This window comes from Stenotrophomonas sp. 8(2023) (assembly GCF_030345295.1).
Classification (GTDB): Bacteria; Pseudomonadota; Gammaproteobacteria; order Xanthomonadales; family Xanthomonadaceae; genus Stenotrophomonas; species Stenotrophomonas muris.
This window is the reverse complement of record NZ_CP128404.1, coordinates 3692427-3707050: the sequence shown is the minus strand read 5'-3', so window position 1 is coordinate 3707050 and position 14624 is coordinate 3692427. Positions and strand designations below refer to the sequence as shown.

Sequence of the window (14624 nt, the reverse complement as noted above, 5' to 3'; positions counted from 1 at the left end):
TCGATTGTTTTTGCGGTATGCGCCGATGCTTTGTGCGGAGTCTGGCTTTTCGCTGTTCCCAGGACGGGACCGTAACGAAGGCAAACACTGCCCGGGACCTGTCTCTACTGTGTAGCAGAAAATGAACAGCAGCGAAATACAGCCACCCGTGTCCGATCGGATACGGATAGGAGAGTGCATCGTCACTCTGTCCTCGCGCGAAGTCGAGGTCGTCGGTGCGCGTCGTCCGCGCCGGCTGACGCCGAAGGCGCTGGGCGTGCTGCGCGTGCTGCTGCGGCAGCCGGGCCGTGTGGTCACCCGCGACGAGTTGTTCGCCGAGGTGTGGCCGGACACGCTGCCGACCAACGATGTGCTGACCCAGGCCGTTACCCAGCTGCGCAAGGCGTTCAGCAACGACGACGACAGCGGCCAGGCCTACATCGAGACCATTGCCAAGACCGGCTATCGGCTTCTGGTACCGGTACAGGCGCTGGACGATGCGGAGCCGTCGGCTGCGGGCTTGCCTGACGACGAAGGTGTGGACGTGCAGCCCGCACTCGCCGCCGCTGCGGTGCTGCCCGCGCGCGCGCAGGAATCGCGCCGCCGCTGGCGCCATGTCCGCCGCCGCGTGCTGCTGGCGCTGGGCGTGTTGATGCTGGCCACGCTGCTGGTGATGACCACGCTGCTGCTGCGCCGCGCACCGGCCAGCAGTTCGCCGGTGGAGGCCGCCGTGGAGAACGGCACGCGGGTGATCGGCAGCCCCCAGCGTCCCTATCGGTTGATCACCGCAACCAGCGGCTTTGAAACCTATCCCACGCTGTCACCGGATGGTTCGCTGGTGGCCTATGAAGGCGCCAACGAAGATGGCAATGGCGGTGGTGCGATCAAGGTACAGACCTCCGGCAACGCGCCGGCGCGCCAGTTGCTGGCGCCGCCGGCCGGTGCCGTCGATCGATTCCCGAACTGGTCGCCGGATGGTCGCGAAATTGCCTTCGCACGGTTCTCTGCCGACGGTGGCTGCCAGGTGCTGATCGCCAGCGCTACCGGTGGCGCACTGCGCCAGGCCACGCGCTGCGATGGCACCGAGCTGCTCAGCTTCGACTGGACGCCCGATGGTCGCGGCCTGGTGTTCGGCAGCATGGTCGGGCGCTACGCGCACCGTGGCATCCGCGTGCTGGATCTGGCCAGTGGTCAGTGGCGCGCGCTGGCGTACAGCGTCGACCAGGACGACTTCGACTACGCACCGCGTTACTCGCCCGATGGGCAATGGCTGGTGTTCGTGCGCAATCCGCAGCTGGGCGATCTGTGGCGGGTGCCGGCCGCGGGCGGCACGCCCGAGCAGTTGACCAACGAGGCGGCAGAGCTGCGCGGATGGGCCTGGCTGGACGATGGCCGCACCATCGTGTTCGGTCGCCGCGTCGACAGCGAGGCGCGACTCTATTATCTGGACGTCGAGCGGCACACGCTGCGCGATGCCGGCCTGGATGATGCGCAGTGGCCCGCCGTGTCGCGACGTGGCGGGATGCTGGCCTTCGTCCACCGGCGCGCGCAGTTCGGCGTGTTCAAGGTGCCGGTGCAGGGCAGCGGCGCGCCCGAACGCCTGTTTGCATCCAGTGGCCGCGATGGGCAGCCGATGGCAGCGCCCGATGGCCGCCAGCTGGTCTTCACCTCGGATCGCTCCGGCAGCTTCGCCCTGTGGTGGGCGGACATGCAGCGGCCGGATTCGCTGCGCCCCATTGAAGGGCTGCGGCCGGAAGCGCGGCAGGCACCGGACTGGTCGGCCGACAGCCGCCAGCTGCTCGTGGTCGGCCGCGACGCGCATGGGCGCACGGTGGTCTACGAGATCGCGCCACGCGATGAACGCCTGCAACCTTTGCCGGTCCCGGCCGAACAGCCGCTGCAGGCCCTGTATGGCGCGTCGCCGGAGCAGTTGTTTGTGGTCGAGCGCGATGCCGACCAGCGCACCCGGTTGAGTCTGTTCGACCGCAGCACCCAGCCCTGGCGCCGGTTGGCCAGCATCGAAGGGGTGTCGCAGGCGCGCTTCGACCGCAGCAGTGGCCGCGTGTTGTTCACCCGCCTGGCCGCCGGTGGCCTGTGGTCGGCCGATGCCGCGTTGTCGTCGGGCAGCGTGCAGCAGATCAGCGATGACCGGCCCAGCCGCTGGCGATACCGGGCCTGGACCGTGGCCGGCAACACTGGCGTCGGTTACCTCGGCACTTCGAGCACGTGTGGCACCACCTTCGTGCGCATCCTGCCCGGCCGCGCGGAGCCGGAACGCTGCCTGGATGCGGAACGGCTCAGCGCCGGCAACGGACTCAGCGCCAGCGCTGACGGGCGTGACCTGTTCGTGGCGATGGCGGTCAGCGATGGTGCCGACATCGGTGTGATGCGGTTGCCCGAACGCCCCCCCGCGCTGTTCCCGGCGTTCTCCAAGTTGTTGTTTTTCAGTGGAAATGGGCCTTCGTAATTTCTTCGTCTGGATCTCGTCGCGAATTCGTGGCGATCTCGTCGGACTTTCCTGACGCGGTGCCGCCTGATTAGGCAAAACGGAGTCCTGTACTAGGCAAATCCGTGGTGCCCCCATGCGTCAACTCTCGCTGGCCGATCGCGGCCAAACCGTCTCCCTGGACCGGTCGCTCGACGATGTCACGCCGACCTGCCTGGGCGTGGCCCGGCTGGGCAGCCTGCAGACCGCCGGCTCCAGCTTCACTGTCTGGATGCAGGTGCGTGGCAGTTCGTGGGTGGAGGCCAAGGAAGGACGATTCCGCCTGCGCCAGGGCGAGTGGATCGCCTTCGAAAAGGAATCGCGGCCGTTGGTGCAGGCCGGTCGCAACGGGTTGTGCGTTGGCCTGAACCTGAACGTTGAAGCGCTTCGCGTGCTGACCGAGATGGCCGACTGTGGCCTGTATGCCGGTCGTGGCCGCATGAACCGCAGTGACGCCCGCGTTGCGCTGCGCTTGTGGCGCGATGCGCTGGCCAGCGGCCAGCCGGCCCAGGCCATGCGTCCGCTGCTGCTGCACCTTGCTGGCCTGCAGCGTGGCCTGGCCGACAACGTGCAGCGCTGCCCAGGCCGCTCGCGCAGCCGCAAGCGCCAGGTGTTCGGCCGCATGCAGCGTGCGCGCCTCTATCTGGAAGGCAACAGCCACCGGGTGGTGCGCATCGGCGAACTGGCCGAACTGACCAACTTCTCCAGCTGGTACCTCTCCAAGACCTTCCAGAGCCTGTACGAGGAAAGCCCGCAGTCGCTTTCGGCACGACTGCGCCTCGAACGCGCCGCTGATCTGCTGCGCGACACCGACATGATGGTGGGCGAGGTCGCTGCCGCCAGCGGTTTCGACAACTGCTGCAGCTTCGCGCGTGCGTTCCGCGCCCGCTACGGCCAGTCCGCGTCGCGCTTCAGGGAGAACGGCGGCTTGCTCCCGCCACAATCCGCAAAGTCTCCGGTTGGTTCGCGCAAATACAGCGCTGCAACGCAATCGTAACGTGCTGGGGTGTTTTAACACGCTGCTAACACGTACCTTGGAGAGATAGATGAACGTTCGTAATCCCGCAGTGCGGTTCGGCTTGCTGCCGGCCGGCATTGCGCTGGCGCTGGCGCCGGCCTTTGCTTCGGCTCAGGAAGCAAAGGGCACCACCGACCTGGACCGCATTTCGGTCACCGGCTCGCGCATCCGCGGCGCCTCGGTGGAGACCCAGCAGCCGATCCTGACGATGACCCGCGAATCCCTGGAAAAGCAGGGCTTCTCGAGCGTCGCCGACGTGCTGAACAACCTGACCTCGGCCGGTTCCCCGGCCATTTCGCGTTCGGAGTCGCTGGCTTCGGGCGAGAACGTGGGCGGCTACTACGTCGACATCCGCAACCTGGGCGCCGAGCGCACCCTGGTGCTGATGAACGGCAAGCGCCTGGGCGCTTCGACCTCGGGTCTGCAGGACCTGAGCCAGATCCCGATGTCGGCCGTTGAGCGCATCGAGATCCTGAAGGACGGCGCCTCGTCGATCTACGGTTCCGACGCCATTGCCGGCGTGGTCAACGTGATCACCCGCAAGAACTTCGACGGCGGCGAAGCCAATGTCTACGTCGGCCAGTACGGCAAGGGCGACGGCGACAGCGAAACCTATTCGATGACCCTCGGTGCCCGCGGTGAGCGCGGCAGCCTGACCCTGTCGGCCGAGTACTCGAAGCAGGATCCGGTGTGGGCCAAGGACCGCTGGTACAGCCGTGACGGCTCGCTGGGTCCGAACTCCACCTCGGCTGATTGGAGCCCGATCAGCCAGAACGGCAGCTGGTGCAACCCGAAGCTGTACGACTGCAGCAAGTCGAGCGCGGTGTGGCAGACCCTGAACCCGGGTGGCAATCCGAAGAACCCGAACGACTACCACGCGATCACCGAAGACGAGTTCGCCAACTCGAACGAGCAGATGACCCTGCTGACCGGTGTGAAGCGCAAGTCGGTCTACATCAACGGCACCTACGACTTCACCGATTCGATCAGCCTGAACACCGACGTGCTCTACAACGAGCGCCAGACGTTCCAGCAGATCGCCGGCTATCCGTACCAGTCCGCTTCCAAGTCGATCAACACCCCGCTGTCGGCAGACAGCGCCTTCAACCCGGTTGGCCAGGACGTCAGCTTCCGCCGCCGCCTGTGGGAAGTGCCGCGTACCACTGACAGCCAGCTGAAGACCCTGCGCTTCGCTCCGACCCTGACCGGCTTCTTCGAGCTGGGTGGCAAGACCTTCGACTGGGATGTCGGCGCGCTGTGGAACCGCAACGAGTCGATCAAGAGCAACCGCGGTGACATGAGCCTGATCGGCGCGCGTCAGGCGCTGGGCCCGTCGTTCATCGATGCCGGTGGCGTTGCCCGCTGCGGCACCGCCGCCAACCCGATCCTGGGCGATTGCCGTCCGTGGAACCCGCTGCTGCCGTACGGCGTTGAGGGTCAGGGCTCGCTGGCGAACCAGGAGCTGCAGGACTTCCTGTTCCCGACCTTCACCACCCGTGGCGTCACCAAGACCACCAGCTTCACCGCCAACCTGTCGGGCGCCATCGTGACCCTGCCGGCCGGCGACCTGGGCTTCGCCCTGGGTGTCGAGCACCGCAAGGAAGAAGGCAGCTACGTGCCGGACGCCTTCGCACAGTCGGGCCAGTCCACCGGCCTGGGCCAGAAGCCGACCCGCGGCCAGTACGATCTGAACGAGGTCTACCTCGAACTGAACGTGCCGCTGCTGGCCGACATGGCCTTCGCCAAGGAACTGACCCTGAACGTTGCCAGCCGTTATTCGGACTACAGCAACTTCGGTGGCACCACCAACAGCAAGTTCGGCCTGACCTGGCGTCCGCTGGATGAACTGCTGGTCCGCGGCACCTACGCCGAGGGCTTCCGCGCTCCGACCATCAGCGACCTGTACGGTGGCCTGAGCTCGAGCTTCGAGTCCTACATCGATCCGTGCGGCGTGAAGGCTCCGGGCAGCGTTGCAGGCAATGCCGCGTGCTCCGGCGCAGGCGTGCCGGCCAACTACGTGCAGCTGGGCCAGGCAGGCAAGGAATGTTCGACCCTGCCGTGCCAGTCGGGTGACCAGTTCATCTCGGGTGCCAATCCGAACCTGAAGCCGGAAACCTCCAAGAGCACCACCTTCGGCCTGGTGTGGAGCCCGCGTTGGGTGCAGGGCCTGGACGTGTCGCTGGATTGGTACAAGTACGAAATCAGCGACATGATCATCGCTGACAGCGTCGACCGCATCCTGCGTGACTGCTACGTGCTGGGTAACGCTTCGCGCTGCTCGAGCGTGACCCGTGCGGCTGACGGCCACGTCAGTGCGATCACCTACGGCACCGCCAACCTCGGCAAGATGGAAACCCAGGGCTACGATCTGGGCATCAAGTACCGCCTGCCGGAACTGGCCATTGGTCAGTTCAGCATCGACTGGCAGACCAGCTACACCGCCAAGTACGACGAGCAGCGCCAGAACAGCGCGGGCGACAACATCATGGTCGGCCGCGTCAGCGAGCCGGGCCTGTTCCGCGTGCGTTCGAACCTGGGCGTCAACTGGCAGTACGGCGATTTCGGTGTGAACTACACCGCGCGCTACTACTCGGGCATGAAGGAAAGCTGCATCTCGCTGGCTGACGGCTGGTGCGATGCTCCGAACCACATGGCCAACGGTGAGACCGATCCGCTGCGTCACACCGGTTCCAACACCTTCCACGACCTGCAGGTCAGCTGGAAGGCGCCGTGGGATGCGACCATCGCCCTGGGCGCGAACAATGTGTTCGACCACAAGGGTGCCCTGCAGTACTCGGCTCCGAACTCGGCGTTCGCCTACTACGGCGGCTTCGACGTGGGTCGCTTCCTGTACATGAAGTACACCCAGCGCTTCTGATTCATCGAAGTGCGGTAGCAACAGAAGGAGGGCGGACCGCAAGGTCCGCCCTTTTTCTTGTAGGGGAATTCCGGAAATTGTTGGAAGGTGAGCGCAGTCACGGTCCCGTCGTGTCGTAATCAACACAGTCAGGAGGTCCACTACCGGACGCTTGCATGTGGAGAGGGATATGAAGAACACGTTGCTGCGGCAGGCATCCGCCGCTGCATTGATCTACGCAACGCTGGTGGGCGCGGTGTTCGCGCAGGGCCTCGGGGTCTGCGGCGGTGGGCTCTACTGCGAGGAGTTCCGCCAGCAGTGCCTGGCCAGTGGCAAGTCACCGGTCATCTGCGAGTCGCAGTACCGTCGCTGCGTGCAGGACGCCTGCGGTACCCGCTGACATGGAAAGGGCGCACCTTGTGGGTGCGCCCTCTGTCATCCGGACATCATGCAACGCGCTCAGGCGTCGCTGGGCACCAGTCCCATCAGCGCATTGGCGTGTTCGCGCCATTGCGGCAGTTTGTTCAGCACGCCTGCGCGCTGCAGATAGTCCTCGTCCACCGGATCGCCATTGACCAGCGCCAGGGCCACGTGCACCGCACCGGTCACCCAGAAGCTGCGGGTGTTGGCGCGCTGCGGCTGCAGGTGGAAGGCCACCGCTTCGATGATCGGCATCGGCAGGCCCCACAGGCCCAGCAGGTAGGCGCCGGCCTCGGCATGGCCAGGGCGGGTGTCGCCGGCCAGCGAGGGCTCGCTGCGCTCGTTGCGCACACCCGGCAGCAGCAGGCCGATGTCGGCCAGCAGCGCGGCAGTCGCTCCCAGTTCGGCACTGGATTCGGGCAGCAGGCGTGCGGCGAGCCGCGAGGCCAGCAGTGCGCGCTGTTGCAGCGAGTTGCGCTCGGCGGCCGACAGCGTCGGTGCGGAGAACACTTCGCTGGCCAGCACCAGGTCACGCAGCGTGGCCAGGCCCAGCCGGGTCACGGCGGTGCGCAGGTCGGCAATGGTGCGGCCCTGGCTGAAGAAGGCCGAGTTCGACAGTTGCAGCACCTTGGCGGCGATCGCCGGATCGGCGGCGACCAGCTTGGCGACATCGGCACTGTCGGCGTCGTCGTCATGTTCCAAGGCCTGGGTCAGGCTCAGGTACAGGTGCGGCGGCGAGGGCAGTTTCTCGATACGGCCGATGGCATCGCGCAGGCGCGGGCTGTCCAGCACTTCGCGCAGTTCTTCCAGGCTGGTCAGTGCCTCCAGCAGCACTTCCGGCGCCAGCGGCAGCGGCAGGAAGCGGTGGGCGACACCAATGAGGCGCGCCGGCGGCGGCCGGTTGCCATGCTGCGCATCGACCAGCGCGATGCGGATGGTCTCCGGGCGCAAGGTCCGGATCTGCCCCAGCAGCGTGGTGGCATTGAGATCCGGCAATTGCGGGCAGACGATCACCGCGTCCACGCCCTGCGTGGCCACCGCGGTCATCGCGGCCTGGCCATCGGTGGCGGTCAACGGCTGCCAGTCTTCCCCAAGATCGGCAATGAATTCGGTCAGCTCGGCCGGCAGGCTGGCTGCATCCCCAACAAGCAGAATACGCACGACACATTCCCCTGGCTGTCTCGACGATGGATGTCGATGACGTGTGAAGTGACGCAATTTACCTAATACGGCAGCAAGAGTGATGTGCCGTCGTCATGAAACGTGACCCGCATCGCTCCGGCAGGGTACCGCCGGAGCGATCCGGTTCAGGCTCAGGCCTTGCTGTCGAGATGGCGCTGGTGCGCCTCGATCAGGATCTGCTTGGCCTCAGCGGCGCCGCCCCAACCGTCCAGCTTGACCCACTTGCCCTTCTCCAGGTCCTTGTAGTGCTCGAAGAAGTGGCCGATGCGCTCCAGCCAGTGGCTCGAGACCTGGGCGATGTCTTCGACGTGGGCGTAGCCGCTGAAGATCTTCGAGACCGGCACGGCCAGGATCTTCTCGTCGCTGCCCGCCTCGTCGCTCATCTTCAGCACGCCGACCGGACGGCAGCGCACGACCGAGCCCGGCACCAGCGGCAGCGGCAGCACCACCAGCACGTCGGCCGGATCGCCGTCGCCACACAGCGTGCTCGGCACGTAGCCGTAGTTGCACGGGTAGCGCATCGGGGTGGAGAGGATGCGGTCGACGAAGATCGCGCCGGTTTCCTTGTCCACTTCGTACTTCACCGGCTCCGAGTCCTTCGGGATCTCGATGATGACGTTGATTTCTTCCGGCGGGTTCTTGCCGGGCGAGACGAGTTCCAGACCCATGGTGTGCTCCAGGTGGGGGGATATAGACGGATAGCTCACCATTTTATGCCTTTGCCGGGCGCTGTGCAGCGGGCGGGTGGCCGACCTGCCGACGCGGCAAGGCCTGACGGGGGGCGCCGCCCTTGGCCGATGGGCCAGGAGGGCAGGCCGGCGCAGGCTGGACGCTCATTCCCGAGGAGTTCCGCCGATGTCCTGGTATGCCCGATGCATGGGGGGCGTGCTGTTGCTGGCGTCCCTGCCTGTCTCCGCCCGCGGTCTGCACGTGGACCTGATCGATTACCCCCGGCCCGAGGCCAACTGGGAGCGCGCCTACGGGCTGCAGGCCGCCCTGGCAAGGGAGTTCGACCGGCTCTGTGCCGATACCTGGTGCGAAGGTGAGTACAGCAACTACCGGGTGATGGAGGTCCGCTGCGCGGTGCTGGCCCATCGCGGAACGGTGCAGCGCTGCGCCTGGGTGGTGGTGGCCAGCGAGCTGGCCGTGCAGGCCGATACCGGGGAGGTGCAGGTCGACAATGGCCGCTGGGTCTGTCCGTTGGAGTTGGGGCCAGGGGTACCTGTTGACGCCTTCCATGCTTCACTGGAAGCACCAGATGGCCTGACGGCGAACCTGCCTGGACTTGACCATGGCCTGTTCGATGCGCTGCCGGACTGCCTCCGGAAGACCGGGAGGGCGGGGTGATGCTCGTCTTCCCGGCACGATGGCTGGTCTGCGCGCTGCTGATGGCAGCCAACGCCCAGGCGACCCCTCAATTTGTCGATGCCCGTGACTACCCGAATCCGGCAACCGGGCGCGAGCGCTTCCTGGCGGCCGAACGTCTGTTGGTGCGCGGCTTTGACGATATCTGTGGGGATACCTTCTGCGAAGGGCAGTATTACAACCTGCGGGCGATGCGCTTGCGTTGCTCAGTGCAGCGGGCCACCGGTGTTGTGACCCGTTGTGTCTGGACGTTCGCCGGGAGCTACACCTGGGTCCAGAAGACCGGGCAGATCGATGTTGACCAGGGACGCTATGCCTGCATGCTGCCACTGGCGGCGGGAACCCGCTTGGACGAGCTGCTGGCAGCGTGGGAGCGCGCCGGGCATGACGCCCTGCATGCCACCCTGCCCGGAACCAGCACCCACGTTTACGAGGGGCTGACTGATTGCCTGTGACCATTTCGACAATGCAAACGTGACTGATTCGCATTTGCGGAGTAGCATGCGCAGCGCCTCCCGTCTGTCGTCCCGGCTCCGCGCATGTCCTCCAATGCTGCCTCCCTCACCGAACTGCTGATCCGCGAGCGGCCAGCGCTGCTGCGCCGGGTGCAACGGATACTGGGGGGCGACAACGGCGCCGAGGACGTGATCCAGGCGGTGTGGTTCAAGGCCCGTGGGGTCGATGACAGCCAGGCCATCGACAACCCACGCGCCTATCTGTACCGGCTGGCCGCCAACCTGGCCACCGACCACGGCCGCGAGTCGACCCGGCGCAACCGCCTGTTGGCCGATCACTACCTGTGGGGGCCGGACGAGGTGATCTCCACCGAAGAGCAGGCCATGGCGCAGGACGAGCTGCAGCGGGTACTCGACGCGGCCGGCCATCTGCCGGAGCCGACCCGCACCATCTTCCGGCTCAACCGCCTTCAGGGCCTGACCCAGGCCGAGATCGCACGCCGCCTTGGGGTATCGGTGACCACGGTGGAGAATCACGTACGCACCGCGCTGCAGCGCCTGGCCTGGGCCCGCAGCGGCCGATGATCGCGCCGCCTTGGGGCTGGCCTTCGCGCAAACGTCTTGATCATTGGACCGTGGATGCGGTCCAGTTCCCCCGCCCCGCGCTTGAATGCGCCTGTCCGCCAGCCGATGAGCCCGCCGAACATGCTGCCTGCCGCCAATGACGATGCCCTGGCCGAGCAGGCCCGGGACTGGATCGCGTGGCTGGCCTCGGGCGATATCAGCGACGCGCGCATGCAGGCGTTCGAACACTGGCTGCAACAGCCGGGGCACCGCAGGGCCTTCGAACACGAGCGCGCGCTGTGGCGCAGCGTCGGGCCGCGAGCGCAGCCGGCCCGCGTGGCTGGTCGACGCCCGCGCCGACGGCGTTGGGCCATGGCTGCGGCGGCAATGCTGGCGATGCTGGTGGCATGGCCGGAGGCGTGGCTGCGCCTGCAGTCCGATCACCGCAGCACGCACCAGGTGCAGAACGTGCTGCTGCCTGATGGCAGCCGTGCGGTGCTGGACGCCGACAGTGCGATTGCCGTGCACTTTGATGCGAACGCCCGCCAGGTCGAGCTGTTGCGCGGGCGTGCCTGGTTCGAGGTCAGTCCGGACGCGCAGCGACGTTTCAGCGTGCGCGCCGGCAATGGCGTGGTCGAGGACATCTCGACCGCCTTCACCGTGGCGCGGGGCCACGACCAGGTGGAAACCCAGGTCGGGCAGGGCAGGGTACGGATGGCCAGCCCGGTTGACGGTGGCTGGACCTACCTGCAGCAGGGCCAGCGCGCGGCCTACGGTGAACACAGAGGGGTGAGGCGATTGGGGGACGTTGCGGCCGACAGCGTCGGCGCCTGGCGTCAGGGCGAGCTGCTGTTGGAACAGGCCCGCGTCGCTGACGCGGTGCAATGGGTGGGGCGCTATCGCGCTGGCCCGACCTTCGTGCGTGGTGATCTATCGCAGCTGCCGGCGGTAAGCGCGGCGTTGCGCATCGACCGCCCGGAACAGGCGCTGGATGCGCTGGCCGCGACGGCTGGATTGCAGGTGACCCGGCTGCCGCTCGGCGTCGCCATCGTCCATCGGTAGATCCACGCCATTGCCCCGGTGCCGGCCAACGGTCGGCACCCACCACTGCAACCAGCCACCCAACCGTCGGCGCCTGCTTCGACTGCAAATCCCCTTGGGGTTGCCACGCTTTCATCCGTCTTACTCCGCGAACGTACCCGCCGCCGCCACGTACGTCGCCGTGTCCGCCCGTGTTGCGGATGACGCCGCGTTCGCGGCACCGATTACCTGACAGGTTCCCCCATGTTCGACTTCCATCGCCCGGGCCGCGTGCTGCGCCCGTCCCGCCTGTGCATCGCGTTGCTCGCCGCCGGCCTGGCCAGTGCCGCGCCGTCCGTACTGGCGCAGAGCGCCAGCAGCGACCACGCGGCCGTGCTGCGCTTCGATATTCCGGCGCAACCGCTGGATGACGCGCTGCGCAGCTACATGCGCCAGTCCGGTGTGCAGGTGGTCTATCCCGCATCGCTGGCACGTGGCGTAACCTCTCGCGCGGTCGGCGGCAGCCTGTCGGCCAACGAGGCGCTGCAGCAGCTGCTGCAGGGCAGTGGCCTGGCAGTGCGCCGGGTCAGCGCCGATGCGGTCACCCTGGAAGCGGCAACGCCGTTGCAGGCCGACAGTGGTGTGATCGTCACCGACACGCTGAGTGTGGCCGGCGACCGCGTCGGGAGCGGCGCGACCAGTGATGAAGCACGCCTGCTCGACAGCTATCGCAGCGTGGGTTCGACCACCACGCTCAATCGCACGCATCTGGAGCGTTTCCGCGGCACCTCCAACGGCGACATCGTCAAGGGTGTGGCCGGTGTCACCGCCGGTGATCCGCGCGTGGGCAACGGCTTCGACGTCAACATCCGCGGTATCCAGGGCCAGGGCCGCGTGCCGGTGATCATCGACGGTGGCCAGTCCAGCATGGATACCTACCGTGGCTACGCCGGCCAGTCGCAGCGCACCTACCTCGACGCGGACCTGATCTCCAGCCTGACCATCACCAAGGGCCCGAGCCTGCAGGCCAACGCGTCCGGTGGCATCGGCGGCGTGGTCGAGATGGAGACGTTGAAGATCGGTGACGTGCTGCGCGAGGGCCGCGACGTCGGCGTGCGCGTGCGCGGCGGCCTGGCCAATGGCAGTGCCAACAGCCTGCCGTCCTACAGTGCGGCACCGCGCACCGATCGCAGCGCCACCGGCAGCCAGTTCTTCAACGTGGCCGCCGCAGGGCACTGGGACCGCTTCGATCTGGTCGCCGCCTACGCCTACCGTGACAACGGCAACTACTTCTCCGGCCGCCATGGCTACGACGACTTCCCGCAGGATCGGCGCACGCTGGCGCCGCTGAATCCGCCGCGCACCGAGGTTTTCAATACCTCTTCGCGCTCGAAGTCGGCGCTGCTCAAGGGCACCTGGCGCATCGACGACACGCAGACGCTGGAAGCTGGCTATCGCCGCTATGAAGGCACTGCCGGCGAGATCATGGCCTCGCAGATCATCCGCGTGGATCGTGACCGCATTCCACAGTGGGATCCGGGCCACGTCGACATGGACAGCTACAGCCTGCGCTACCGCTTCAATCCGGACAGCGAGCTGATCGACCTGCGCGTCAACGCCGCGTACACCGACACCGACAGCGTGATGTACAACAGCCTGACCGGCATCACCCCGTGGTACTTCGACCGCCGCACCGAGTGGTATGACGCGCCCAGCTTCAGCGGTGACCCCGGCTACAAGGATGCCTACCGCAATCCGCTGCGGCACAAACGCTTCGGCCTGGATGCCAGTAATACCTCCAGGTTCGACACCCGCGCCGGTGCGTTCACCCTCGACTACGGACTGTCCTACAGCGACGAAGACATCGCGCCGGGCAGTTCGGGGCCGGTCATGCACGATGACCTGGTCAACAACCGTTTCCTGCGCAACGCCGAGCGCAAGGAGTACAGCGCCGTGGCCTCGCTGAAGTGGCAGCCCGATGAGCATTGGGAACTGCTGGCCGGCGGCCGCTGGAACCGCGTGGATGTGCATGACCGCAACCGCCTGGCCACGCCCGATGCCTATGAGGTGCAGGGCCAGTACCGCTATACCGAACTGCTCAATGGCAACCCGGCGCTGCCGTCGTGGCGGGCCAAGCGCATCGCGCTGCTGAACTGGTACCCGGATGCCAACGGCAACTTCACCCGGGAATCGCTGCTGGCCTCGCCGTACAAGAAGGGCACGGTGGCCGACATCGGTGGCTGGAACTTCTACGACGCTGGCAAGGCGCAGGATCTGGAAGTGCCGGTCAGCTGGAACTGGTCGCAGCCGATCCGCCGCCGCGACAGCGCGTTCTCGCCGACCGCCAGCGTGGCCTATCGCTTCAGCGAAGACACCATGGTCTACGTGAAGTACGCCGAAGGCACCAAGCTGCCGAGCCTGTTCGAGACCACGCTGGGCCTGTTCACCGCCGCCAAACCGGTGGGCGAGCTTAAGCCGGAGCGCGCGCGCAGCTGGGAAATCGGCGCCAGCACCCTCCGCTACGACCTGTTCACTGCCGGCGACCGCGTGGCGCTGAAGCTGGCGTATTTCGATACCCGCATCGACGACCTGATCACCCGTGACTACCGCACGCTGTCGGCGGGCCTGATCCGCAACGTCGACCAGTTCAAGGTCTCGGGCATGGAGTTCCAGTCCAGCTATGACAGCGGCAAGGTATTTGCCGATCTGTCCGCGCACTACTACTTCAAGGCCAAGACCTGCGCGCCGGACATCGCCGCCGAGCGCCGTGCCTATGGGGCGCAGCGCAGGAACGGCGAGCTGGCCAACACGCCCGACTGCGTGGACGGCGGCTTCGAGGGCTCGTACACCAATACCCAGAACCCACCGCGCTACATGGTCAACCTGACCCTGGGCTCGCGCCTGTTCGACGAGCGCCTGACCTTCGGCACCCGCGTGGTCCACAACGCCGGCCCGATCAGCAAGCTGGACAAGGACTGGAACGTGGGTCTGTCGGCGATCCAGCAGTTGTACCGGCCGACCACGCTGGTCGACCTGTTCGCCAGCTGGAGCTTCAACGACCAGCTCTCGGTGGAAGCCGGCGTGGACAACCTGACCGATCGTTACTACCTGGACCCGCTGGCCCTGGGCGTGATGCCGGCACCGGGCCGTACGGCCCGGCTGGCGTTGACCTGGAAGTACTGATCGGTCGCGGATGAGCGCTGGGGTCGGATCCCTTTCCTCCGGAAAGGGCGAGCGGCGGGGTCGGATCCCTTTCCTGCGGAAAGGGCTCTGACCCCA

At 66.7% G+C, this 14624-nt stretch carries 11 protein-coding genes; 9 read left to right on the top strand and 2 right to left on the bottom strand.

What is annotated here, in order from left to right; translation table 11 throughout:
• Positions 1-121 precede the first annotated feature (121 nt).
• The 4 genes from QP609_RS17210 (at position 122) to QP609_RS17195 (ending at position 6739) form a co-directional block, all read left to right on the top strand.
• Positions 122-2446 carry a winged helix-turn-helix domain-containing protein gene (locus tag QP609_RS17210; RefSeq protein WP_014648328.1) on the top strand — a complete coding sequence of 775 codons (2325 nt, stop codon included), beginning with the start codon at positions 122-124 and terminating at the stop codon, positions 2444-2446.
• A gap of 115 nt (positions 2447-2561) precedes the next feature.
• Positions 2562-3461 (top strand): helix-turn-helix domain-containing protein, encoded by a 900-nt coding sequence (locus QP609_RS17205; RefSeq protein WP_014648327.1) that lies wholly within the window; start codon positions 2562-2564, stop codon positions 3459-3461.
• Between the two features lie 49 nt (positions 3462-3510).
• A complete protein-coding gene (locus tag QP609_RS17200; RefSeq protein WP_014648326.1) occupies positions 3511-6360 on the top strand; it encodes a TonB-dependent receptor in 2850 nt (949 codons plus the stop codon).
• A gap of 169 nt (positions 6361-6529) precedes the next feature.
• Positions 6530-6739 (top strand): hypothetical protein, encoded by a 210-nt coding sequence (locus QP609_RS17195; protein ID WP_014648325.1) that lies wholly within the window; start codon positions 6530-6532, stop codon positions 6737-6739.
• Positions 6740-6798: 59 nt separating this feature from the next.
• Here QP609_RS17195 and QP609_RS17190 read toward each other — a convergent pair whose 3' ends face one another.
• On the bottom strand, positions 6799-7920 hold the full coding sequence (locus QP609_RS17190) for an HDOD domain-containing protein (RefSeq protein WP_014038392.1): 1122 nt from the start codon (positions 7918-7920) through the stop codon (positions 6799-6801).
• Between the two features lie 152 nt (positions 7921-8072).
• Entirely contained in the window at positions 8073-8609 is a 537-nt protein-coding gene (gene ppa / locus QP609_RS17185; protein ID WP_005410935.1) for an inorganic diphosphatase, read from the bottom strand.
• A 187-nt stretch (positions 8610-8796) separates the two neighbouring features.
• Between ppa and QP609_RS17180 the strand changes: the two genes are divergently transcribed.
• The 5 genes from QP609_RS17180 (at position 8797) to QP609_RS17160 (ending at position 14528) form a co-directional block, all read left to right on the top strand.
• The gene (locus QP609_RS17180; protein ID WP_180835277.1) at positions 8797-9288 is read left to right on the top strand and encodes a hypothetical protein; all 492 of its coding nucleotides are present in this window, start codon (positions 8797-8799) and stop codon (positions 9286-9288) included.
• Entirely contained in the window at positions 9288-9761 is a 474-nt protein-coding gene (locus QP609_RS17175; RefSeq protein WP_197621642.1) for a hypothetical protein, read from the top strand. The genes QP609_RS17180 and QP609_RS17175 overlap by 1 nt, the downstream gene beginning before the upstream one ends.
• 84 nt (positions 9762-9845) lie before the next feature.
• Positions 9846-10346, top strand: coding sequence for an RNA polymerase sigma factor (locus tag QP609_RS17170; RefSeq protein WP_014038389.1), 501 nt, complete (start codon positions 9846-9848; stop codon positions 10344-10346).
• A 105-nt stretch (positions 10347-10451) separates the two neighbouring features.
• A complete protein-coding gene (locus QP609_RS17165) occupies positions 10452-11387 on the top strand; it encodes a FecR domain-containing protein (RefSeq protein ID WP_197621643.1) in 936 nt (311 codons plus the stop codon).
• A 222-nt stretch (positions 11388-11609) separates the two neighbouring features.
• A complete protein-coding gene (locus QP609_RS17160) occupies positions 11610-14528 on the top strand; it encodes a TonB-dependent receptor (protein WP_197621644.1) in 2919 nt (972 codons plus the stop codon).
• The last annotated feature ends 96 nt before the right edge of the window (positions 14529-14624 follow it).